Origin of the sequence: Streptomyces sp. 1331.2 (genome assembly GCF_900199205.1) — a bacterium.
Lineage (GTDB): Bacteria > Actinomycetota > Actinomycetes > Streptomycetales > Streptomycetaceae > Kitasatospora.
In genome coordinates, this window is the sequence record NZ_OBMJ01000001.1 from 5,168,200 (window position 1) to 5,190,954 (window position 22,755).

Annotated in this window: 17 protein-coding genes; 8 read left to right on the top strand and 9 right to left on the bottom strand. The window is 72.5% G+C overall.

Features of this window, described 5'->3' with window-relative positions:
• Positions 1–158: 158 nt before the first annotated feature.
• Entirely contained in the window at positions 159–428 is a 270-nt protein-coding gene (gene rpsT, locus CRP52_RS22180) for a 30S ribosomal protein S20 (protein WP_097237977.1), read from the bottom strand.
• 208 nt (positions 429–636) lie between these two features.
• A complete protein-coding gene (locus CRP52_RS22185) occupies positions 637–942 on the bottom strand; it encodes an antibiotic biosynthesis monooxygenase family protein (RefSeq protein WP_097237978.1) in 306 nt (101 codons plus the stop codon).
• A gap of 200 nt (positions 943–1,142) precedes the next feature.
• On the opposite strand from CRP52_RS22185, the gene lepA reads away from it, so the two are divergent.
• A complete protein-coding gene (gene lepA, locus CRP52_RS22190) occupies positions 1,143–3,011 on the top strand; it encodes a translation elongation factor 4 (protein WP_097237979.1) in 1,869 nt (622 codons plus the stop codon).
• Between the two features lie 115 nt (positions 3,012–3,126).
• On the opposite strand, the gene CRP52_RS22195 is transcribed toward lepA, so the two are convergent.
• The 4 genes from CRP52_RS22195 to CRP52_RS22210 all read right to left on the bottom strand — a co-directional run bounded on the left by CRP52_RS22195 (position 3,127) and on the right by CRP52_RS22210 (position 9,125).
• Positions 3,127–4,212, bottom strand: a complete 1,086-nt coding sequence (locus CRP52_RS22195) for an NAD(P)/FAD-dependent oxidoreductase (protein WP_097237980.1) — start codon at positions 4,210–4,212, stop codon at positions 3,127–3,129.
• 122 nt (positions 4,213–4,334) lie between these two features.
• A complete protein-coding gene (gene sigJ, locus CRP52_RS22200) occupies positions 4,335–5,246 on the bottom strand; it encodes an RNA polymerase sigma factor SigJ (RefSeq protein ID WP_257032802.1) in 912 nt (303 codons plus the stop codon).
• A gap of 121 nt (positions 5,247–5,367) precedes the next feature.
• Entirely contained in the window at positions 5,368–7,266 is a 1,899-nt protein-coding gene (locus tag CRP52_RS22205; RefSeq protein WP_097240264.1) for an ABC transporter ATP-binding protein, read from the bottom strand.
• Positions 7,267–7,391: 125 nt separating this feature from the next.
• Positions 7,392–9,125: an ABC transporter ATP-binding protein gene (locus CRP52_RS22210; protein ID WP_097237982.1), complete on the bottom strand. Its 1,734-nt coding sequence runs from the start codon at positions 9,123–9,125 to the stop codon at positions 7,392–7,394.
• Between the two features lie 323 nt (positions 9,126–9,448).
• Between CRP52_RS22210 and CRP52_RS22215 the strand changes: the two genes are divergently transcribed.
• Entirely contained in the window at positions 9,449–11,383 is a 1,935-nt protein-coding gene (locus tag CRP52_RS22215) for an AMP-dependent synthetase/ligase (RefSeq protein WP_097237983.1), read from the top strand.
• A gap of 58 nt (positions 11,384–11,441) precedes the next feature.
• Positions 11,442–12,671 carry a radical SAM family heme chaperone HemW gene (gene hemW, locus CRP52_RS22220; protein ID WP_097237984.1) on the top strand — a complete coding sequence of 410 codons (1,230 nt, stop codon included), beginning with the start codon at positions 11,442–11,444 and terminating at the stop codon, positions 12,669–12,671.
• 52 nt (positions 12,672–12,723) lie between these two features.
• Here hemW and CRP52_RS22225 read toward each other — a convergent pair whose 3' ends face one another.
• From CRP52_RS22225 to htpX, 3 genes are read right to left on the bottom strand one after another with little or no spacing between them, the layout of a single operon-like run.
• Complete coding sequence (locus tag CRP52_RS22225) at positions 12,724–13,587, bottom strand: DUF3097 domain-containing protein (protein ID WP_097237985.1); 864 nt, start codon at positions 13,585–13,587, stop codon at positions 12,724–12,726.
• 24 nt (positions 13,588–13,611) lie between these two features.
• A complete protein-coding gene (pspAB, locus tag CRP52_RS22230) occupies positions 13,612–14,196 on the bottom strand; it encodes a PspA-associated protein PspAB (RefSeq protein WP_097237986.1) in 585 nt (194 codons plus the stop codon).
• 23 nt (positions 14,197–14,219) lie between these two features.
• Positions 14,220–15,140, bottom strand: coding sequence for a zinc metalloprotease HtpX (gene htpX / locus CRP52_RS22235; RefSeq protein WP_097237987.1), 921 nt, complete (start codon positions 15,138–15,140; stop codon positions 14,220–14,222).
• Between the two features lie 295 nt (positions 15,141–15,435).
• On the opposite strand from htpX, the gene hrcA reads away from it, so the two are divergent.
• The 5 genes from hrcA (at position 15,436) to CRP52_RS22260 (ending at position 22,710) form a co-directional block, all read left to right on the top strand.
• A complete protein-coding gene (gene hrcA / locus CRP52_RS22240; RefSeq protein WP_030061902.1) occupies positions 15,436–16,470 on the top strand; it encodes a heat-inducible transcriptional repressor HrcA in 1,035 nt (344 codons plus the stop codon).
• Positions 16,471–16,545: 75 nt separating this feature from the next.
• The gene (dnaJ, locus tag CRP52_RS22245) at positions 16,546–17,688 is read left to right on the top strand and encodes a molecular chaperone DnaJ (protein WP_097237988.1); all 1,143 of its coding nucleotides are present in this window, start codon (positions 16,546–16,548) and stop codon (positions 17,686–17,688) included.
• Positions 17,689–17,766: 78 nt separating this feature from the next.
• On the top strand, positions 17,767–18,516 hold the full coding sequence (locus CRP52_RS22250; RefSeq protein ID WP_097237989.1) for a 16S rRNA (uracil(1498)-N(3))-methyltransferase: 750 nt from the start codon (positions 17,767–17,769) through the stop codon (positions 18,514–18,516).
• 111 nt (positions 18,517–18,627) lie between these two features.
• Positions 18,628–21,885, top strand: a complete 3,258-nt coding sequence (locus CRP52_RS22255; protein ID WP_097237990.1) for a S41 family peptidase — start codon at positions 18,628–18,630, stop codon at positions 21,883–21,885.
• A 135-nt stretch (positions 21,886–22,020) separates the two neighbouring features.
• Entirely contained in the window at positions 22,021–22,710 is a 690-nt protein-coding gene (locus CRP52_RS22260; RefSeq protein ID WP_097237991.1) for an RDD family protein, read from the top strand.
• Positions 22,711–22,755 lie beyond the last annotated feature (45 nt).

Below are 22,755 nucleotides of genomic sequence, written 5' to 3' on the forward strand. Positions count from 1 at the left end.
AAGAAGGCCTATGAGCTGGCACTTCTGGTGAAGCTAGGTGCACCGCACCCGCGTGGCGAACGCAGGCCGCGTGCGGTGCGAGTCTCATACGTCTCGGGGTCCGGGTAGAGGGCCGGATCGTCCCGAGGCGGTGTCGGGGGTCGCAACCCCCGGGGGCGTCAGGCCTGGACGGCGGTGTTGACGCGCTTGGTGATGGCCGACTTCTTGTTGGCGGCCTGGTTGGCGTGGATGACGCCCTTGCTCACGGCCTTGTCCAGCGCCTTGGAGGCGGCGCGGGCCAGCTCGACGGCCTTCTCGGTCTCGCCGGCGGCAGCGGCCTCACGGGCCTTGCGCAGGGCGGTCTTCAGCGAGGACTTGACGGCCTTGTTGCGCAGGCGCGCCTTCTCGTTGGTCTTGTTGCGCTTGATCTGGGACTTGATGTTCGCCACGAAGGAGCCTCAGTCTGTCTAAAGATTTCGAACGGGATCGCACCGGCGGCCGTCGGTCCAGCTGAGAGGGCATGCCGAGGCCAGGTGCAGCAGCCCACGCTACCAGGGGCCCGCCGCCCGTCCCAAACCGGCTGCCGGCCGCCCCGAACCGGGCTCCCCATCCCGAACCGGGCTCTCCGCCGCCCCTCCCACGCCGGACTGCCGGCCGCTACGCCTCGAGCAGCGGCTCGCCGTAGTGCTCGACCTCGGGGAACGGCCGGTAGTAGTGGTGCAGGAGCTCACGCCAGCGCTGGTACTCGGGGGAGGTGCGGAACCCCTCCGTGTGGTCGGCGAGCGTCTCCCATTCCACTTGCAGCAGGAAGCGCGAGCCGCGGCCCTCGTCGAGGCAGCGCCGCAGCGCCAGGGAGCGGAAGCCGCGCTGGACGGCGATCAGCGGTCGGGCCTCGGTGAAGGCGGCGAGGAACTCGTCCTCCCGGCCGGGGAGGACGTCGAGCAGGGCGTTTTCGAGGATCACGGGAGGCCATCCTGCCGCCGGGCAGCGGCGAGCGGAAGGCCGGCGGACGGACCGGACGGTGCCCGAACGGCAGCCCGGCCCGCGCTCATGGGAAGATGGGAGGAACTATTTCGATCGGACGAGACTGTCCGGTCCCCGGGAAACCGGTCAGCGATGACCCGGACACCCCCGGCCCCGGACCAACGGAGAATCGGACCAAGGTGCCCGCGACCCCCAGCAATGTGCCAGAGCCCAGCCGTACCGACCCGGCGCTGATCCGCAACTTCTGCATCATCGCCCACATCGACCACGGCAAGTCGACGCTCGCAGACCGGATGCTGCAGATCACCGGCGTCGTCGACCCCCGGCAGATGCGTGCCCAGTACCTCGACCGCATGGACATCGAGCGTGAGCGCGGCATCACCATCAAGTCGCAGGCGGTCCGCCTCCCGTGGGCGCCGAAGACCGGGCCGAACGCCGGGTCCACGCACATCCTCAACATGATCGACACCCCCGGCCACGTGGACTTCACGTACGAGGTGTCCCGCTCCCTCGCCGCGTGCGAGGGCACCATCCTGGTGGTCGACGCGGCCCAGGGCATCGAGGCGCAGACCCTCGCCAACCTGTACCTGGCGCTGGAGAACGACCTCACGATCATCCCGGTGCTGAACAAGATCGACCTGCCGGCCGCCCAGCCGGAGAAGTACGCGGCGGAGATCGCGCACATCATCGGCTGCGACCCCGCCGACGTGCTCCAGGTCAGCGCCAAGACCGGTCTCGGCGTCGAGGACCTGCTGGACCACATCGTCAACACCATCCCGGCCCCGGTCGGCGTCAAGGACGCCCCGGCCCGCGCGATGATCTTCGACTCGGTGTACGACTCCTACCGCGGCGTGGTCACCTACGTCCGTGTCGTGGACGGCCAGCTCACCAAGCGCGAGCGCATCGCGATGATGTCCACCGGCGCGACCCACGAGCTGCTGGAGATCGGCGTCATCTCGCCCGAGCCGAAGGTCGCCGACGGCCTCGGTGTCGGCGAGGTGGGCTACATCATCACCGGTGTGAAGGACGTCCGGCAGTCCAAGGTCGGTGACACGATCACCTCGATGCACAAGGGTGCCACCGAGCCGCTCGGCGGTTACAAGGACCCGCGCCCGATGGTGTTCTCCGGCCTGTACCCGCTGGACGGCTCGGACTACCCGCTGCTGCGCGACGCCCTGGACAAGCTGCGCCTGAACGACGCCGCCCTGGTGTACGAGCCGGAGACCTCGGTCGCGCTCGGCTTCGGCTACCGCTGCGGCTTCCTCGGCCTGCTGCACCTGGAGATCATCCGGGAGCGCCTGGAGCGCGAGTTCAACCTCGACCTGATCTCCACCGCCCCGAACGTGGTCTACCGGGTGATCATGGAGGACGGCACCGAGCACACCGTCACCAACCCGAGCGAGTTCCCGGCCGGCAAGATCGCCGAGGTCTACGAGCCGGTCGTGCGCGGCACGATCCTCGCGCCCAACGAGTTCGTCGGCGCGATCATGGAGCTGTGCCAGTCCCGCCGGGGCTCCCTGCAGGGCATGGACTACCTCTCCGAGGACCGGGTCGAGCTCCGCTACACCCTGCCGCTCGCGGAGATCGTCTTCGACTTCTTCGACCAGCTGAAGTCCAAGACCCGCGGCTACGCCTCCCTCGACTACGAGCCCATCGGCGAGCAGACCGCCGACCTGGTCAAGGTCGACATCCTGCTGCACGGCGACGCGGTGGACGCGTTCTCCGCGATCGTGCACAAGGACAAGGCCTACAACTACGGCGTGATGATGGCGGGCAAGCTGCAGAAGCTGATCCCCCGCCAGCAGTTCGAGGTGCCGATCCAGGCGGCCATCGGCTCCCGGGTGATCGCCCGTGAGACGGTCCGCGCGATCCGCAAGGACGTCCTCGCCAAGTGCTACGGCGGTGACATCTCGCGCAAGCGCAAGCTGCTGGAGAAGCAGAAGGAAGGCAAGAAGCGGATGAAGATGGTCGGCCGCGTGGAGGTCCCGCAGGAGGCCTTCATCGCCGCGCTGTCCACCGACGCCGAGGCGCCGAAGGACAAGAAGTAGCCGTACACCGGTAGCGGCAGCAGTCGGCGCAACGGAAGGGCCCGGGCACCCGCCCGGGCCCTTCCGCGTCTCCCGGCGACGGTCGTATCTCCCCGGCGACGGCCGCGCTCCCCGGCTACTTCAGCGCGCCGAGGACGACCGAGACGATCCCGGCCTTCGCCAGCCGCCCGGCGGTGCCGGTGAGGACGGTGGGCTTCATCGAGTCGTCCGGGTGGACCAGCTGGAGCAGCCCGTCCCGGCGGCCCAGGCTCAGGCACTGCACGACGTAGCGGAACGAGAACGGCTTCGCGGTGCGGCCGTCGAGCAGCCTGCCGACGTACTGGCCCTGCGGCAGGGCGGTGGCGCAGCCCATCCGCAGGGTGCCGACGCCGGGGACGGTGACCGCGGCGGCGTCGCCCACCACGTGGACGTCCGGGTGCGAGCGCGAGCGCAGGTGGTCGTCGACCAGGGCCCGGCCGCGCTCGTCCACGGCCAGCCCGGCCTGGGCGGCGAGCGGGTGCGGCTCCAGCGAGGCGGCCCACACGGTGAGGCCGGCCTCGATCGGGCCGGCGGTGGTGCGCAGCCCGTCGGGGGTGACCTCGGTGACGGTGGCGTTCTCGTGGACGGCGACGCCGAGCCGGTCGAGGACGCGCCGGATGTGGGCGCGGCCCTTGGGCGAGTAGGTGCCGCCGACCCGGCCGGCCGCGACGATCCGCACCCGCCAGTCGGGGTGGGCCTCGGCGAGTTCGGTGGCCAGTTCGATGCCGGTGGCGCCGCCGCCGACGACGGACAGGGTGCCGGGGTGTTCGGCCTCGCGGATCAGGCGCCGCACCTCGGTGGCGCGTTCCACGGGGTGGGCGTGTTCGGCGGCGCCGGGGACGTCGTGCCAGGCGGTGCGGCTGCCGAGGGCGTAGACGAGGGTGTCGTAGCCGAGGCTGGTGCCGTCGTCCAGGGCGACCTTCCGCCCGGCGAGGTCGAGTTCGACGGCGCGGGCCCGGCGGTGTTCGATCGTACGGCCGCGGGCCAGGTCGGCGATGGCGGGCCAGTCGCGGCCGCGGCCGGCTGCCGCCTCGTGCTGGCGGATGCGGTGCAGGAGCCGTTCCTCGGGGGCGACCAGGGTGACGCGGTGGTGGCGTCCGGCGCCCTTGGCCGCGGTGAGTCCGGCGTAGCCGGCGCCCAGGACGACGATCCGCTTCCCGGTGCTGCTGGTGCTGCTGCTCATCTCGTCCGCCTCCTGTTCCGTGCGCCCTCGTGGGGCGCTGTTCGGGAAGGGGACGACGCAGCCGGTCGGGATGTGACCGTGACCCGCGTCACGGCATCGTGGGGTCGGGGCCAGGGTCAGGGTCAGGGGGCGGTGACCGGGCTGATCCGGCCGAGCTTCTCGGGGTTGACCACGACGTACGCGTCGGTGATCCGTCCGTCGACCACGGCGAAGGCGAGCACTCCGCCGACGGCGCCGGTGGTCCGCTCGTACCAGACCAGTCCCGGTTCGCCGTTGACCACGGCGGGGCCGATGGCCACGTCGGGGGTGAACCACTTGGCGACCAGGCCGGCCACCAGGCGGGCCACCTTGTCGGCGCCGTGGACCGGTCGGGCGGCGGCGCGGACGATGCCGCCGCCGTCGGCGTGCCAGACCACGTCGGGGTCGAGGACCTCCATCAGGCCGAGGATGTCGCCGCGGGCGGTGGCGGAGGCGAAGGCCTCGACGGCCCGGCGGTGTTCGGCCGGGTCGGCGCTGCCGGTGTGCCGGCTGCCGTCCTTGACGCGGCGGCGGGCCCGGGAGGCGAGCTGGCGGGTGGCGTCGGGGGTGCGGTCCAGGGAGGCGGCGATGTCCTCGAAGCCGACCGCGAAGACGTCGTGCAGCACGAAGGCGGCCCGTTCGGCGGGGGAGAGCTGTTCCAGGACGGCGAGCAGGGCGAGCGAGACGGACTCGCTGCGTTCGGCGAGTTCGGCGGGGGTGTCGGGGCCGTCGGCGTAGGAGACGGCGGGCTCGGGCAGCCACTCGCCGTAGTAGGCCTCCCGGCGGGCGCGGGCGGAGCCGAGCTGGTCGTAGCAGAGCCGGGTGACGACGGTGGTCAGGTAGGCGCGCGGGTCGGCGACGGCGGTGCGGTCGGTGGCCTGCCAGCGCAGCCAGGCGTCCTGCAGGACGTCCTCGGCGTCGGTGAAGGAGCCGAGCAGCCGGTAGGCGACGGAGCCCAGGTAGCGGCGGTTGGCCTCGAAGGCGTCCGGGGCGGTCGGGGGCTGCTCGTCGATCACGCACCCAAGGTAGCGCCCGTCGGCACGCATGGCGACAAGCCGGGGCGCGGCGACGAGAGGCCGCGGGAACGCGAAGGCCGGGGCGGAAGGTCCCGCCCCGGCCCGTGTACCTGGCGCCGCGTCAGTCCACCTCGGCCACGGCCTCCGCGAACTGCGCCTGGTAGAGCCGGGCGTAGGCGCCGCCGGCGGTGATCAGCTCGTCGTGCGAGCCCTGTTCCACGATCGACCCGTTCTCCATCACCAGGATCACGTCGGCGTCCCGGATGGTGGAGAGCCGGTGGGCGATCACGAAGCTGGTGCGGCCGGTGCGCAGCCGGGCCATGGCCCGCTGGATCAGTACCTCGGTGCGGGTGTCGACGGAGCTGGTGGCCTCGTCCAGGACCAGGATGGACGGCTGGGCGAGGAAGGCCCGGGCGATGGTGATCAGCTGCTTCTCGCCGGCGCTGACGCCGGCGCCGTCGTCGTCGATGACGGTGTCGTAGCCGTCCGGCAGGGTGCGGACGAAGCGGTCGACGTGGGCGGCCTTGGCGGCCTCGACGACCTGTTCGCGGGTGGCGCCCTGGGAGCCGTAGGCGATGTTGTCGGCGATGCTGCCGCCGAACAGCCAGGTGTCCTGGAGGACCATGCCGATGCCGGAGCGCAGGTCCTCGCGGGACATGGCGGCGATGTCGACGCCGTCGAGGGTGATCCGTCCGGAGCTGACCTCGTAGAACCGCATCAGCAGGTTGACGAGGGTGGTCTTGCCGGCGCCGGTGGGGCCGACGATGGCGACGGTCTGGCCGGGTTCGACCTTGAGCGAGAGGTCGTCGATGAGCGGCTTGTCGGGGTCGTAGCGGAAGGAGACGTCCTGGAAGGCGACCCGGCCGTGGACGGTGTCGGGCTTCTCGGGCATGGCCGGTTCGGGGCTCTGCTCGGGGGCGTCGAGGAGTTCGAAGACGCGCTCGGCGGAGGCGACCCCGGACTGCACCAGGTTGGCCATGCTGGCGACCTGGGTGAGCGGCTGGCTGAACTGCCGCGAGTACTGGATGAACGCCTGGACGTCGCCGATGGACAGGGCGCCGCTGGCCACCCGCAGGCCGCCGACGACCGCGACCAGCACGTACTGCAGGTTGCCGATCAGCATCATCGCGGGCTGGATGATGCCGGAGATGAACTGGGCCCGGTAACTGGCCTGGAACAGCGCCTCGTTGTGCTCGCGGAAGGTCTCGGCGGATTCGCGCCGGCGGCCGAACACCGTGACCAGGGTGTGGCCGGTGTACATCTCCTCGACGTGGGCGTTGAGTTGGCCGGTGGACTTCCACTGCTGGACGAACTGTGGCTGCGCCCGCTTGCCGACCTTGGTGGCGACGACCACCGAGACCGGGACCGAGACCAGGGCGATCACCGCGAGCAGCGGCGAGATCCAGAACATCATCGCGAGCACACCGACCACGGTGAGCAGCGAGTTGACGACCTGTCCCATGGTCTGCTGCATGGACTGGCCGATGTTGTCGATGTCGTTGGTGACCCGGCTGAGCACTTCGCCGCGCGGCTGCTTGTCGAAGTAGCTGAGCGGCAGGCGGGCGAGTTTGGCCTCGACGTCCTGGCGCAGCCGGTAACCGGCGCGCTGGATGGCCGTGGTGGCGAGCCGGCCCTGGAAGATGCCGAAGACGGCGGAGGCGACGTAGATGCCGAGGACCCAGAGCAGGACGGACCCGATGGCGCCGAAGTCCATGCCCTGGCCGGGGGTGAAGTCGACGGCGGAGAGCAGGTCGGCGACGCCGCCCTCGCCGTGGGCGCGCAGCCCGTCGATGACCTGGGCCTTGGTGGTGCCGGGCTGGAAGCGGGCGCCGATGACGCCGGCGAAGATCAGGTCGGTGGCGTCGCCGAGGACCTTGGGGCCGATGACGGCGCAGCCGATGCCGAGCACGCCGAGGACCAGGACGCCGGCGAGCAGGGTGCGTTCGGGGCGCAGCAGGCCGAGGACGCGTTTGCCGGAGCCCTTGAAGTCCATGGACTTCTCGGTGCCCTGGCCGCCCATGAAGCGGCCGGGGCCGGCGGGGCCGCGGCGGGCGGCGGCGGCCTGGGAGTCGCTGGGCAGGTCGGCGTCGGCCTTCTTCAGGTCGGCCTGCGCTCTGTCCGCCGCTGCGGGCTTTCCTGGCGTGGTCACGCCGCCTCCTGCTCGGTGAGCTGGGAGAGCACGATCTCCCGGTACGTCGGGTTGTCGGTCATCAGTTCGTGGTGGGTGCCGGTGCCGACGATGGCGCCCTCGTCGAGGACGATGATCCGGTCGGCGTCGCGGATGGTGGAGACGCGCTGGGCGACGATCAGGACGGTGGCGTCGGCGGTCTCGCGGGCGAGGGCCTTGCGCAGTTTGGCGTCGGTGGCGTAGTCGAGGGCGGAGAAGGAGTCGTCGAAGAGGTAGACGGAGGGCTTGCGGACGAGGGCCCGGGCGATGGCGAGGCGCTGGCGCTGGCCGCCGGAGACGTTGCTGCCGCCCTGGGCGATGGGGGCGTCCAGGCCTTCGGCGAGCTTCTCGACGAACTCCTTGGCCTGGGCGATCTCCAGGGCGTGCCAGAGTTCCTCGTCGGTGGCGTCGGGCCGGCCGTAGCGGAGGTTGCTGGCGACGGTGCCGGAGAAGAGGTAGGGCTTCTGCGGGACGATGCCGACGTGGTCGGCGATGGTGTCGGCGCCGAGTTCGCGCACGTCGACGCCGTCCAGCAGGACCTGGCCGGAGGTGGCGTCGAAGAGGCGGGGGACGAGGCCGAGCAGGGTGGACTTGCCGCTGCCGGTGGAGCCGATGATGGCGGTGGTCTCGCCGGGGCGGGCGGTGAGGTCGATGCCGCGCAGGACGGAGGCTTCGGCGCCGGGGTAGCGGAAGTCGACGTCGCGCAGTTCGAGGTTGCCGCGGCGGGTCACGGCGGTGACGGGAGCGGTGGGCGGGACGACGCTGGACTCGGTGCCGAGGACGTCCTGGACGCGTTCGGCGCAGACCTCGGCGCGGGGCACCATCATGAACATGAAGGTGGCCATCATGACGCTCATCAGGATCTGCATCAGGTAGGAGAGGAAGGCGGTGAGCGCGCCGATCTCCATGTCGTGGTCGGCGATGCGGTGGGCGCCGAACCAGAGCACGGCGACGCTGGAGACGTTCACGACGAGCATGACGGCCGGGAACATGACGGACATCAGCCGGCCGACGCGGCGGGCGACGTCGGTGAGGTCCTCGTTGGCGTCGGCGAAGCGGGCCTGTTCCTGGCCGTCCTTGACGAAGGCGCGGATGACCCGGATGCCGGTGATCTGTTCGCGCAGGACCCGGTTCACCGTGTCGATCTTCTCCTGCATGCTGCGGAACTTGGGGCGCAGCGCGCGGACCAGCAGGACGACGACGACGGCGAGGGCCGGGATGACGGCGAGCAGCAGGCCGGAGAGCGGGACGTCCTGGTTGAGGGCCATGATGATGCCGCCGACGCACATGATGGGTGCGGCGACCATGAGCGTGAAGCTCATCAGGGCGAGCATCTGGACCTGTTGGACGTCGTTGGTGGTGCGGGTGATCAGGGAGGGCGCGCCGAACTGGCCGACCTCGCGGGCGGAGAAGCTCTGCACCTGGTCGAAGACGGCGGCGCGGACGTCCCGGCCGAAGGCCATGGCGACGCGGGCGCCGATGTAGACGGCGCCGATCGAGCAGAGCGCCTGGACGATGGTCACGCCGATCATCACCCCGCCGACGCGCAGGATGTAGCCGGTGTCGCCCTTGATCACGCCGTCGTCGATGATGTCGGCGTTGAGCGTGGGCAGGTACAGCGCGGCGAGGGTGGACACCAGCTGGAGGACCACCAGCAGGGTGATCGGTCGGGAGTAGGGGCGCAGGTACGCCCGGAGCAGTCTGATCAGCACTAGCACACTCTTGTCGTCGCCGGTCGGGTTCGCACCCCGATTCTCGTTGTTCTGTAGCGTCGTACGAGCCATTCGGCGTGTGGGAACCTGAGGTTTGCCGGGCTTTTGCCGAACGGCCCGGCAGCTTCGCCGGCACCGGTCACCGGAGGCACGGGGGTGTGCCAGGAGGCGTCGCCCTCTTACGGAATGACCGGTTTCCCCCTAGGCTGCTGGTTGCCCCCTTGTTACCGACCGGTACCGTCCGCGTGAACCGGGGCCCGGCGACCGCCCCCACGGACGCCGCGAACAATCCCTCAGACGGCCACCCGCCCCCGGAGGTCTCGTTGAGTTCCGCGCAGTCCCTGATCGACTCCGGCAGGCCCGACCTCGTCGCCGGGCGCCCCGCCTCCGTCGCCCACCTGTTCCTGGAGCGGGTCGCCGCGACCCCGAACGCCGAGGCCTACCGCCACCCCGCACCGGTCGACGACCAGGCCGCGGACGGCGCACCCGGCGCCGAGCAGTGGCGCTCGCTGACCTGGGCGCAGACCGCGACGCGGGTCAAGGCGGTGGCCGCCGGCCTGATGGCGCTCGGCATCCGCCCGGAGGACCGGGTCGCCCTGGCCTCCTCCACCCGGATCGAGTGGATCCTCGCCGACCTCGGCGCCATGTGCGCGGGCGCGGCGATCACGACCGTCTACCCGAGCACCAACGCGGACGAGACCGCGTTCATCCTCTCCGACTCGGGCTCCCGTGCGCTGTTCGCGGAGAACGCCGCCCAGCTGGCCAAGGCCGTCGAGCAGATCGGTCAGCTGCCCGAGCTGCGCACGGTCGTGCTGTTCGACGCGCCCGAGGGTGCCCCGGAGGGCGAGCCGGAGACGGGCGGCCTGGACGTGCTCACCCTCGCCGAGCTGGAGCGGCGCGGCGCCGAGTACCTGGAGCAGCACCCGGACGCGGTGGAGAAGGCCGTCGACGGGCTCGGCAAGGAGCAGCTGGCCACCCTGATCTACACCTCCGGCACCACCGGCCGTCCCAAGGGCGTGCGCCTGGTGCACGACTGCTGGGCGTACGAGGGCCGGGCGCAGGAATCCAGTGGGCTGCTGCGCTCCGACGACGTGCAGTTCATGTGGCTGCCGCTGTCGCACGTGTTCGGCAAGACGCTGATCTCCGGGCAGATCGCCACCGGCCACGTGATGGCGGTGGACGGCCGGGTGGACCGGATCATCCACAACCTGCCGGTGATCCGGCCGACCATCATGGCTTCGGCGCCGCGCATCTTCGAGAAGGTCTACAACGGCATCGCGGGCAAGGCCCGGGCCGAGGGCGGCGCCAAGTACAAGATCTTCCTGTGGGCGGCCAAGGTGGCCCGGGAGCACGCCCGGGCCGTCCAGGAGAGCCGGATCGCCACCGGCACCGGCACCGCCCCGCTGGGCCTGCGGGTGCAGCACGCGCTGGCCGACAGACTGGTGTACGCGAAGATCCGGGCGGCCTTCGGCGGCCGGCTGCGCGGGGCCGTCTCCGGCAGCGCGGCGCTGGCCCCGGAGATCGGCTACTTCTTCCTCGGCGCCGGGGTGCCGATCCTGGAGGGCTACGGCCTGAGCGAGACCAGCGCCGGCTCCTGCGTCAACCGCGAGGAGGACGTGCGGATCGGCACGGTGGGCCGCCCGCTGCCCGGCACCGAGGTGCGGATCGCCGAGGACGGCGAGATCCTGCTGCGCGGCCCGGGCATCATGCGCGGCTACCACAACCTGCCGGAGAAGACCGCCGAGGTGCTGGAGCCGGACGGCTGGTTCCACACCGAGGACATCGGCGAGCTCAGCCCGGACGGCTTCCTGCGGATCACCGACCGCAAGAAGGACCTGTTCAAGACCTCCGGCGGCAAGTACGTGGCGCCCAGTGAGGTCGAGGGCCGGTTCAAGGCGGTCTGCCCGTTCGTCAGCAACATCCTGGTGATCGGCAACGGCCGCAACTACTGCACCGCGCTGATCGGCCTGGACGAGGCGGTCCTCATGCCGTGGGCCGCCGCGCACGGCCTGGCCGGCAAGTCGTACGCCGAGCTGGCCGCGGAGCCGGCCGTCCACGAGCTGATCGAGGGCTTCGTGAAGCGGCTCAACGCGGGGCTGCAGCGCTGGCAGACGATCAAGAAGTTCCACCTGCTGCCGCGCGACCTCGACGTCGAGCACGGCGAGCTCACCCCGAGCCTGAAGATCAAGCGCCCGGTGGTCGAGCGGACCTACGCCGACGCCGTCAGCGCGATGTACGCGGGCGCCAACGAGGCCTGAGCCCTCCCGTCCCGTACGGCCCGCGGGGAACGCCCGGGCCGTACGGGACAATGGGGTCATGCCCTCCGCACTCCCCGACGGCGAACCCGTGCCGTCCGACGGTTCCCTGCCCGCGCACGCCCTCGACGGGCTCGGCCGGCGGCCGTTCGGCTTCTACCTGCACGTGCCGTACTGCGCCAGCCGCTGCGGCTACTGCGACTTCAACACCTACACCGCGACCGAGCTGCGCTCCTCCGGGGCCGTCGCCTCCCAGGAGACGTACGCGGACAACGTGGTCGCCGAGATCCGGCTCGCCCGGAAGGTGCTCGGGGACGTCGACCTGCCGGTGCGGACCGTGTTCCTGGGCGGCGGCACCCCCACCCTGCTGCCCGCCCGGGACCTGGTGAAGATGCTCGCCGCGATCCGCGAGGAGTTCGGGCTCGCCGACGGCGCCGAGGTCACCACCGAGGCCAACCCGGAGTCCGTCGGCCCGGCCTACCTGGCCGAGCTGCGCGAGGGCGGCTACAACCGGATCTCCTTCGGCATGCAGAGCGCCCGGCCGCACGTGCTGCAGCTGCTCGACCGCCACCACACCCCGGGCCGCCCCGAGGCCTGCGTCGCCGAGGCCCGCGCGGCCGGCTTCGAACACGTCAACCTCGACCTGATCTACGGCACCCCCGGCGAGTCCGACGACGACTGGCGGGCCTCCCTGGACGCCGCGATCGGCGCCGGGCCCGACCACGTCTCCGCGTACTCCCTGATCGTGGAGGAGGGCACCCGGCTCGCCGCCCGGGTCAAGCGCGGCGAACTGCCGATGATCGACGACGACGTGCACGCCGACCGCTACCTCATCGCCGAGCAGGCGCTCGCCGCCGCCGGTTACCACTGGTACGAGGTCTCCAACTGGGCCACCACCCCCGAGGGCCGCTGCCGCCACAACGAGCTCTACTGGACCGGCGCCGACTGGTGGGGCGCCGGCCCGGGCGCCCACAGCCACGTCGGCGGCGTCCGCTGGTGGAACGCCAAGCACCCCGCCGCCTACGCCCAGGCCCTCACCGAGGGCCGCACCCCGGCCCTGGGCCGCGAGGTCCTGGCGGAGGAGGACCGCCGCGTCGAGCGCATCCTGCTGGAACTGCGCCTGGTCGAGGGCGTCTCCCTGGACCTCCTCACCGCCACGGGCCGCCGGGCCGCCGCCCGCGCCCTGGCCGACGGCCTCCTCGCCGCAGAGCCGTACGAGCAGGGCCGCGCCGCCCTGACCCTCCAGGGCCGGCTGCTCGCGGACGCCGTCGTGCGTGACCTGGTGGACTGACGTTCGTCAACGACCCGCTGGGTGCCCTTCTCGACACCTCGGAATTCCAGACCTACGCCTGACCCGGCAGCGTCACGAAGTCGATCAGTTCCTCGACCCGGCCCAGCAGTTCGGGCTCCAGGTCCTTGTAGCTGTCCACCTTCGAGAGGATGTGCTTCCAGGCCGCCGGGGTGTCCACCGGCCAGCCGAGGCGGCGGCAGGTGCCTTCCTTCCAGTCCTCGCCGCGGGGGACGGCGGGCCAAGCGGGGATGCCCACGGAGGAGGGCTTCACGGCCTGCCAGATGTCGATGTAGGGGTGGCCGACGACCAGGACCGACGCGCCGGTGACCTGGGCGGCGATGCGGTGCTCCTTGGTGCCCGGGAGCAGGTGGTCGACCAGGACGCCGAGGCGGCGGCCGGGGCCGGGGGCGAAGTCGGCGACGATCGCCGGGAGGTCGTCGATGCCGCGCAGGTACTCGACGACGACGCCCTCGATGCGCAGGTCGTCGCCCCAGACCCGCTCGACCAGTTCGGCGTCGTGCCGGCCCTCGACGTAGATGCGGGACTCGCGGGCGACCCGGGCGCGGGTGCCGGGGACGGCGATCGAGCCGGAGGCGGTGCGCCCGGGCGTACGGGCGGGAGCGGGGCCGGCCGGGCGGACCAGGGTCACCACGCGGCCCTCCAGCAGGAAACCGCGCGGGACCAGGGGGAAGACCCGGTGCTTGCCGAAGCGGTCCTCCAGGGTGACGGTGAACCCCTCGGCGGTCTTCTCGCAGCGCACCACCGCCCCGCAGAAGCCGGTCGCGGCCTCCTCGACCACCAGGTCCCGTTCGGCGGGCACCTCCGGGGCGGGGGTCTGTCCCCCAGCCCGGCGGCCGGGAGGTGCCCCCGTCTTCCACGGCGGGGTGAGGTCGGGTCCGTACCGGTGGCTGCGCATGAGGGCGACTATACGGACGGACCGTCACAGGCCCGGCGCGCCCCAGACCGGGAACCAGCGGCTCAGGTCCTTCTCCAGCCGCAGGTCGTTCCCCAGCATCGCGTTGACCTGAAGCTCCAGCGGGCTGTTGCGCTTCTCCCCGCCGCCGGGCATCGGGGCGAAGGGGTAGAAGGTGCCGCGCTTGTAGAGGTAGACCAGGGCCAGCGACTGCCCCTCGGCGTTGCGGAAGGCCACCAGGGAGCAGAGCAGCTGCGGTCCGAAGCCGTTCGCCTCCAGCTCGCTGTTGACCGCGTGCAGGTCGTTGACCAGCTCCGGAAGCTCCTCGGGGGTGTGCCGGGCGAGCAGCCAGGAGTAGCCGTAGCCGTCCTTGGAGGCCTCCACCGGGACGCCGCCGCGCTCGGTGTCGGCGTCCAGCAGCGCCCGTACCTGCTGTTCGACCTGGACGAAGGCCGCGCCCTCGACGGCCGCGAAGCAGACCGAGCCGAGCCCGGTGGGCAGGAATCCGGCGCCGGCCTCCAGGGTGAGCGCGGCGGACGGCACGCCGAACAGCTGGTCCAGGTCGGGCTTGACGGGCTTGGTGCGGCCGAACAGGGCGTCCAGGATTCCCACGGCGGTCCTTTCCTCGACAGGGGTCAGCGGCCGAGCTGTTCGGAGATCTTCGCCAGCTGCTCCAGGCGCTTCTCCAGCGTCGGGTGGGTGGAGAACAGCTGGGAGGCGGTCTCCCGGGCGTTCAGCGCGGGGGCGAAGTAGAAGGCGTTGTACGGCTGGGCCTGGCGCAGGTCCTTGCTGGGGATGGCCGCGATCTGCCCGGTCACCTTGGTGAGGGCCGAGGCGAGCGCGCTGGGCCGTCCGGTGAGCTGGGCGGCGGCGCGGTCGGCGGCCAGTTCGCGGTAGCGGGAGAGGAGCCGGGTGAGCAGGAAGCTGATCGCGTAGACGACCATCGAGACCAGCGGGATGATCAGGGCCACGATGGCCGCGTTCTGGTCGTTGTTGTTGCGGCCGCCACCCATGAACCCGCCGTACACGGCGATCCGGGTCATCGCACCGGCGAGGACGCCGAGGAAGCCGGCGATCGTCATCACCGCGACGTCCCGGTGGGCGACGTGGGACAGCTCGTGGGCGAGGACGCCCTCCAGTTCCTCCGGCTCCAGCCGGCGCAGCAGGCCGGTGGTGACGCAGACCACCGCGTTCTGCGGGTTGCGGCCGGTGGCGAAGGCGTTCGGCATGTCGTTGTCGGCGACCGCCACGCGGGGTTTGGGCATGTCGGCCAGCGCACAGAGCCGGTCGATCGTGCCGTGCAGCTGGGGAAACTCCTCCGGGGACACCTGGTGGGCGCCCATCGCCCGTTCGGTGATCCTGTCGCTGAACCAGAACTGGGCCACGAACAGCCCGCCGGAGATCAGGACGATCAGCGGCCACGCGCCGCGCAGCAGCGCGATCAGCAGGCCGGTGAAACCGACGTACAGCAGCCCGATCACGAACATCGTCACGACCATGCGGCTGGTCAGGCCGCGGTCGGGCGCGAAGCGGGTGGGTTGGCCCGAGCTCGACATCGCTTGCTCCTCCATTCGCCGTCGCTTCCGATGCTGCCACCCGGACGGCCCCGGGGCACCACCCCCGCGCCGGGAACCGTGAACGGTCGCCGCCGTGCGGGCCGTACCCGGAACTGCGGGCAGGATCACCCCGGGCGGGCCGTTCCTGCCGTAGGACCCGGGCCTTACACTGGCAGGTACGGTTCTGGCACTCGTGTGTTCAGAGTGCCAAGACCGGGGCCTCCCGGGGGCGGCCCGTGGCAGTACTGCAGGGACACACAGACGGACAACGTGCGAAGACGGAGGTGCGTGCCCCATGGCCGGAGAGGTCCGCCAGCTGGACGACCGCAAGCTCGCGGTGCTTCGCGCGATCGTGCAGGACTACGTGGGCACCGAGGAGCCGGTCGGCTCCAAGGCCCTGGTGGAGCGGCACAACCTCGGGGTCTCGCCGGCGACCGTCCGCAACGACATGGCGGCGCTGGAGGAGGAGGGCTACATCCACCAGCCGCACACCAGCGCCGGGCGGATCCCGACCGACAAGGGGTACCGCCTCTTCGTCGACAAGCTCGCCGAGGTCAAGCCGATGAGCGCCCCCGAGCGCCGGGCGATCCGGCACTTCCTGGACGGCGCGGTCGACCTGGACGACGTGGTCGCGCGCACCGTGCGGCTGCTCGCCCAGCTGACCCGCCAGGTCGCGGTGGTGCAGTACCCGTCGCTGTCGCGCTCCACCGTCCGGCACATCGAGCTGGTGGCGCTGGCCCCGGCGAAGGTGATGCTGGTGCTGATCACCAACACCGGCCGGGTCGAGCAGCGGATGGTCGACTGCCCGGGCCCGGTCGGCGAGACGGTCCTGGCGGACCTGCGGGCCAGGATCAACACCAGAGCCGCCGGACGGCGCCTCCCGGAGGTCCCCGGGCTGCTGGAGGAACTTCCGGCGATGTTCGAGCAGGCCGACCGGCCGACCGTCAGCACGGTCCTGGCGACGCTGTTCGAAACGCTCGCGGAACAGAACGAGGAGCGGATCATGCTGGCCGGGACGGCCAACCTGACCCGCTTCGGCCACGACTTCCCGCTCACCATCCAGCCGGTGCTGGAGGCTCTGGAGGAGCAGGTCGTCCTGCTCCGCCTCCTGGGTGAGACCACGGACGCCGCGATGACGGTCAGGATCGGCCGGGAGATCGCCTACGAGGGGTTGAATTCCACCTCGGTGGTGTCGGTCGGTTACGGTTCGGGCGACGAGAGCGTGGCCAAACTGGGTGTGATCGGTCCGACCCGGATGGACTACCCGGGCACAATGGGGGCGGTGCGGGCGGTGGCACGGTACGTGGGCCAGATCCTGGCCGAGTCGTAGCAAGGGCCGCCGTTAAAAATTAACGGCCGGCGACCAGTCGCAGCACTACTACAGGCGGAACAAGCGGAGCATTTGGTGGCCACGGACTACTACGCGGTACTCGGCGTCCGACGGGATGCGGGGCAGGACGAGATCAAGAAGGCGTTCCGGCGCCTGGCACGCGAACTGCACCCGGACGTCAACCCGGACCCGAAGACGCAGGAGCGGTTCAAGGAGATCAACGCCGCCTACGAGGTGCTCTCCGACCCGCAGAAGCGCCAGGTCTACGACCTCGGCGGGGACCCGCTGTCGCCGAGCGGCGGCGGTGGCGCGGGCGGGTTCGGCGCCGGCGCGGCGGGCTTCGGCTTCTCCGACATCATGGACGCCTTCTTCGGCGCCGCGGCCGGCCAGCGCGGCCCGCGCTCGCGCACCCGCCGCGGGCAGGACGCCATGATCCGGCTGGAGATCACCCTGGAGGAGGCCGCCTTCGGCACCACCAAGGAACTCCAGGTCGACACCGCCGTCACCTGCACCACCTGCAGCGGCGAGGGCGCGGCCCCCGGCACCTCCGCGCAGACCTGCGACATGTGCCGCGGCAAGGGCGAGGTCTCCCAGGTCACCCGGTCCTTCCTGGGCCAGGTCATGACCTCCCGCCCCTGCCCGCAGTGCCAGGGCTTCGGCACCGTCGTGCCGACCCCGTGCCCGGAGTGCGCCGGCGACGGCCGGGTCCGCGCCCGCCGCACCCTGACCGTCAAGATCCCGGCCGGTGTCGACAACGGCACCCGGATCCAGCTGGCCGGCGAGGGCGAGGTCGGCCCCGGCGGCGGCCCGGCCGGCGACCTGTACGTCGAGATCGCCGAGACCACCCACAGCATCTTCCAGCGGCGCGGGGACGACCTGCACTGCACCGTCACCATCCCGATGACGGCGGCCTCGCTCGGCACCCAGGTGCCGCTGCAGACCCTGGACGGCCTGGAGGAGGTCGACATCCGGCCCGGCACCCAGTCCGGCCAGTCGATCCCGCTGCACGGCCGGGGCATCACCCACCTGCGCGGGGGCGGCCGGGGCGACCTGATAGTGCACGTCGAGGTGAAGACGCCCACCAAGCTCGACCCCGAGCAGGAGGAGCTGCTGCGCCGCCTGGCGGTGCTGCGCGGCGAGGAGCGGCCGTCCGGCCAGTTCGCGCCGGGCCAGCAGGGCCTGTTCTCCCGGCTGAAGGACGCCTTCAACGGCCGGTAGCCGTCCCGGGAGGGGTGCCGAGGCTTCCTCGGCACCCCTTTCGCGTTCCCGTTCCGCCCCCTTTCCGGAGGTTCCCGCATGACCGCGCCCGTCTTCGTCGTCGAGACCGAGCGGATCGCCGCCGCCGCGCCCGGGGCCGTGGTGCGCCTGGACGGCCCGGAGGGGCGGCACGCGGCCGCGGTGAAGCGGCTGGAGCCCGGCGAGGCGGTGACCCTGGCCGACGGGCTGGGGCTCGGCGTGGACGGGACGGTCGCCGAGGTGTTCGGCAAGGACGCGATCGAGGTGAGCGTCACCGCCGTGCGCCGGGAGCCGGAGCCGGCGCCGCGGATCGTCGTCGTCCAGGCGCTGCCCAAGGGCGACCGCGGCGAGCTGGCCGTGGAGACCATGACCGAGGTCGGCGTGGACGTGGTGATCCCGTGGGCGGCCTCGCGGTGCATCACCCAGTGGAAGGGCGAGCGCGGCGCCAAGGCGCTCGCCAAGTGGCGGGCCACCGCCCGGGAGGCGGGCAAGCAGTCCCGCCGGCTGCGCTTCCCCGAGGTCCGCGACCCGATGACCACCCGGCAGCTGGCGCCCGTGCTGGCGGGGGCCGCGTTCGCCGCCGTGCTGCACGAGGAGGGCGCCGAGCCGCTGGCGTCGGCCGCGCTGCCGCCGGCCGGCGACCTCGTGCTGGTGGTCGGCCCCGAGGGCGGGGTCTCCCCGGAGGAGCTGGCCGCCTTCGCCGAGGCGGGCGCGAAGCCGTACCGGCTGGGCCCCTCGGTGCTGCGCACCTCCACCGCCGGGGTGGCCGCCGGCGCGCTGCTGCTGGGGCGCACCGGCCGCTGGTCGTAGGTTCCCGGCCCGTACTACGGGCCCGCGGCACCGTCCAGCGGGCACGCCCGGGGGTGGCGACTCTGCCGAAAAGCCGGGCGGCTCGTGCGCGCACGTGCCTACGCTGGCCGCGTGACGGACACCCTCAGCACCTCTGCGGGCGCCTACCTGCGCCATCCCCATCTGCACGGCGACCTGGTCACCTTCGTCGCCGAGAACGACATCTGGCTCGCCCCGCTGGAGGGCGGCCGGGCCTGGCGGCTGACGGCCGATCACCTGCCGGTCCGCGACCCCAGGTTCTCCCCGGACGGGCGGCACATCGCCTTCACCTCCACCCGGGACGGCGCGCCCGAGGTGCACGTGGTGCCGGTGGACGGCGGGCCCTCGCGCCGGCTCACCCACTGGGGCAGCGGCCAGACCCGGGTGCAGGGCTGGACGGCCGACGGCCGCCCGATCGCCACCACCGCCGCCGGCCAGGCCACCCTGCGCCGCACCTGGGCGCAGGCCGTGCCGCTGGACGGCGGCGAGCCGGTGCGGCTGCCGTACGGGCCGATCGGCGGGATCGCCGCGGAGCCGGGCGGCGACCGCGTGCTGCTGGCCAGTGCCGCGATCCGCGAGCCGGCCTGGTGGAAGCGCTACCGGGGCGGCCGGGCGGGCAAGCTGTGGATCGGCCGGGACGAGTTCACCCGGATCCACGAGGACCTGGACGGCCAGCTGTCCTCGCCGCTGTGGGCTGCCGGTCCCGACGGCGGGCAGGGCGGCCGGATCGCGTTCCTGTCCGACCACGAGGGCGTCGGCGAGCTGTGGTCCAGCCTCCCCGACGGCTCCGACCTGCGCCGCCACACCGCCGACCCGGACGGCTTCTACGCCCGCGACGCCACCACCGACGGCACCCGGGTGGTGTTCCACCGGGCCGGCGACCTGTGGCTGCTGGAGAGCCTGGCCGAGGGCACCGAGGCGCGCCGCCTGGACGTCCGGCTGGCCGGCCCGCGCAGCGGCCGCCGCCCCCGCCCGGTGCCCGCCGCGCACTGGCTGGAGTCCGTCGCCCCCGACCGCACCGGCCGGGCCAGCGCCGTCGTGGTGCGCGGCAGCGTGCACTGGCTGACCCACCGCGAGGGCCCGGCCCGGGTGCTGGACGAGACGCCGGGCGTGCGCGGGCGCCTGGCCCGGGTGGTGCCGGGCGAGGACGGCGCCCAGGGCGTGCTCTGGGTCTCCGACGCCGAGGGCGAGGACGCGCTGGAGTACGCCCCCGCCGTGCACGGCGCCGAGCGCCGCCGGCTGGCCGCCGGGCAGCTCGGCCGGGTCAACGTGCTGACCGTCTCCCCGGACGGCAAGCAGGCCGCGCTCGGCGTGCACGACGGCCGGGTGCTGCTGGTGACGCTCGCCGACGGCACCGTGCACGAGCTGGACCGCAGCACCGACGGCCAGGTCAGCGGGCTGGTGTTCAGCCCGGACTCGGCCTGGCTGGCCTGGTCGCGCCCGGTGCCGGGGCTGGGCCCGTACTCGCTGCGCCAGATCGTGCTGGCCAACCTGGCCACCCGGACGGTGAGCGAGGCCACCCAGCAGCGCTTCATCGACACCTCGCCGGCCTTCACCGCGGACGGCCGCTACCTGGCGTTCCTGTCGGTGCGCAACTTCGACCCGGTCTACGACTCGCACGTCTTCGACCTGTCCTTCCCCAACGGCTGCCGCCCGTACCTGATCACGCTGGCCGCCGACACGCCGTCCCCGTTCGGGCCGCAGCGGGCCGGGCGCGCGCTCGGCGGGGAGGAGGACGAGCCGCGGGCCAAGAAGGCGGACGGCGAGGAGGGCGGCGAGGCCGCACCGGTGACCAGGGTGGACCTGGATGGCATCGCCGACCGGATCATCCCGTTCCCGGTCGAGGGCGGCCTGTTCGGCACCCTGCGGGCCGCCAAGGACGGCGTGCTGTGGACCAGGGCCCCGCTGCTGGGCGAACTCGGCGACGAGGCCGCCTCGTTGGAGGACGAGCGGCCCCGCCCGGTGCTGGAGCGCTTCGACCTGAAGAAGCGCCGGGTCGAGCAACTGGTGCACGACATCGACGGCTTCGCGGTCAGCGGGGACGGCAGCCGGGTCGCCGTGCTGGACGAGGGCGAGCTGCGGATCGTCCCGGCCGACCACAAGGCGGGCGGCGAGGACGACGAGACCGCCGTCGACCTCGCCCGGCTGCGGGTCACCGTCGACCCGGCCGCCGAGTGGCGGCAGATGTACGCCGAGAACGGCCGGCTGATGCGCGACAACTTCTGGCGCCCCGACCTCTCCGGCGTCGACTGGGCCGGCGTCCTGGAGCGCTACCAGCCGCTGGTGGAGCGGGTCGGCTCGCACGACGACCTGATCGACCTGCTCTGGGAGGTGCACGGCGAACTCGGCACCTCGCACGCCTACGTGGTCCCGTACGGCTCGCACACCGAGCCCGCCCGGCGCCAGGGCCTGCTCGGCGCGGACCTGGTGAAGGACGGCGGGCAGTGGCGGATCGCCCGGATCCTGCCCGGCGAGTCCTCCGACCCGCGGGCCCGCTCGCCGCTGGCCGCGCCCGGGGCGGCGATCCGCCCCGGCGACGCGATCCTGGCGGTCAACGGCCGCCCGGTGGACCCGGTCACCGGCCCGGCCCCGCTGCTGGCCGGCACCGCCGGGCAGCCGGTCGAGCTGACCGTGGCCGGCAAGGACGGCACCGACCAGCGCCACCCGGTGGTCGTCCCGCTCGCCGACGACGAGGCGCTGCGCTACCACGACTGGGTGGCCGGGCGCCGGGCCGCGGTGCGCGAGCTCTCCGGCGGGCGGCTCGGCTACCTGCACGTCCCCGACATGCAGACCACCGGCTGGGCCCAGATCCACCGCGACCTGCGCTCGGAGATGGCCAAGGAGGGCGTGATCGTCGACATCCGGGAGAACCGCGGCGGCCACACCTCGCAGCTGGTCATCGAGAAGCTCGCCCGCCGGATCGTCGGCTGGAACGTCAGCCGGGACACCGACAGCCCCGTCCCGTACCCGGGTGACGCCCCGCGCGGGCCGATCGTCGCGCTCGCCGACCAGGACTCCGGCTCGGACGGCGACATCGTCAACGCCGCCATCCAGGCGCTGGGGATCGGCCCGGTGGTCGGCACCCGCACCTGGGGCGGGGTGATCGGCATCGACAGCCGCTACCGGCTGGTCGACGGCACCCTGGTCACCCAGCCCAAGTACGCGTTCTGGCTGGAGAACTACGGCTGGGGCGTGGAGAACCACGGCGTCGACCCGGACGTCGAGGTGCCGATCGCCCCGCACCAGTGGGCGGCCGGCGAGGACCCGCAGCTCGCCGAGGGCGTCCGGCTCGCCCTGGCCGCCCTCGCCACCACCCCGGCCCGCACGGCGCCGCCGATGCCCTGGGAGTAGCCGGGACAAGGTCAGAGCGCCCCGGAGGCGAGCGGGCGAGTCACAGCGCAGGAAGTCGGACGGGCCGACTTCCTGCGCTGCGGCGTGGGTAGGATGCGGGGCTGTTTCTTGATCCACAGCTCTCGGGGGAATCAGATGGCGCAGGGCTACCCGCCGCCGCAGTACGGCCAGAACCCTTACGCACAGCCGCAGCCGTACCCGCCCTACCAGCAGCAACCGCAGCCCCACCCGCCGCAGTACCAGCAGCCGCCGCAGGGTTACGCGCCGCCGCCGCAGCCGTACCCGCAGCAGCCGTACGGCCAGCCGCAGCCGTACCCGAACCCCTACCCGCAGCAGCCGCGGCCCGCCGCGGCGCTGCCGCCCTGCCCGAAGGAGGCGGGCGGCGGGCGGCGGTTCCTGGCGATCGTGCTCGACTTCGCCTTCGCGGTCGGCCTCGGCTTCGTCGCCGCCAACGCCGCGAGCCGGCCGAAGGTCAAGCACGTGGCCGGCCACGCCGTCCAGACCGGCGGCCCGGCCGTGCCGTACTTCGTGGCGCTGCTCGTCGTGGGCCTGCTCGCGTCCTTCCTCAACCAGGTCGTGCTCGCCCGGCTGGTCGGATTCAGCGTCGGCAAGGGGATCCTGGCGATGCGGGTGGTGCGCACCAAGCGGGTGATGCGCCCGAACACCTGGCGGCTCACCAGGCGCTGGCTGCTCGGCTTCGTCTTCCTCGCGGTGGCGTTTCTCTCCGAGGACTTCGACCTGGACGACGGCGACGTCGTCGGCATGCGCGCGGTGCGCTGGAAGCACCTGCGGGAGTACCAGCAGGCCGTGGCCGGGCTCGGCTAGGCTGCGCCCGTACGGCGCCAGCAACCAACGACCACGAACCGAACC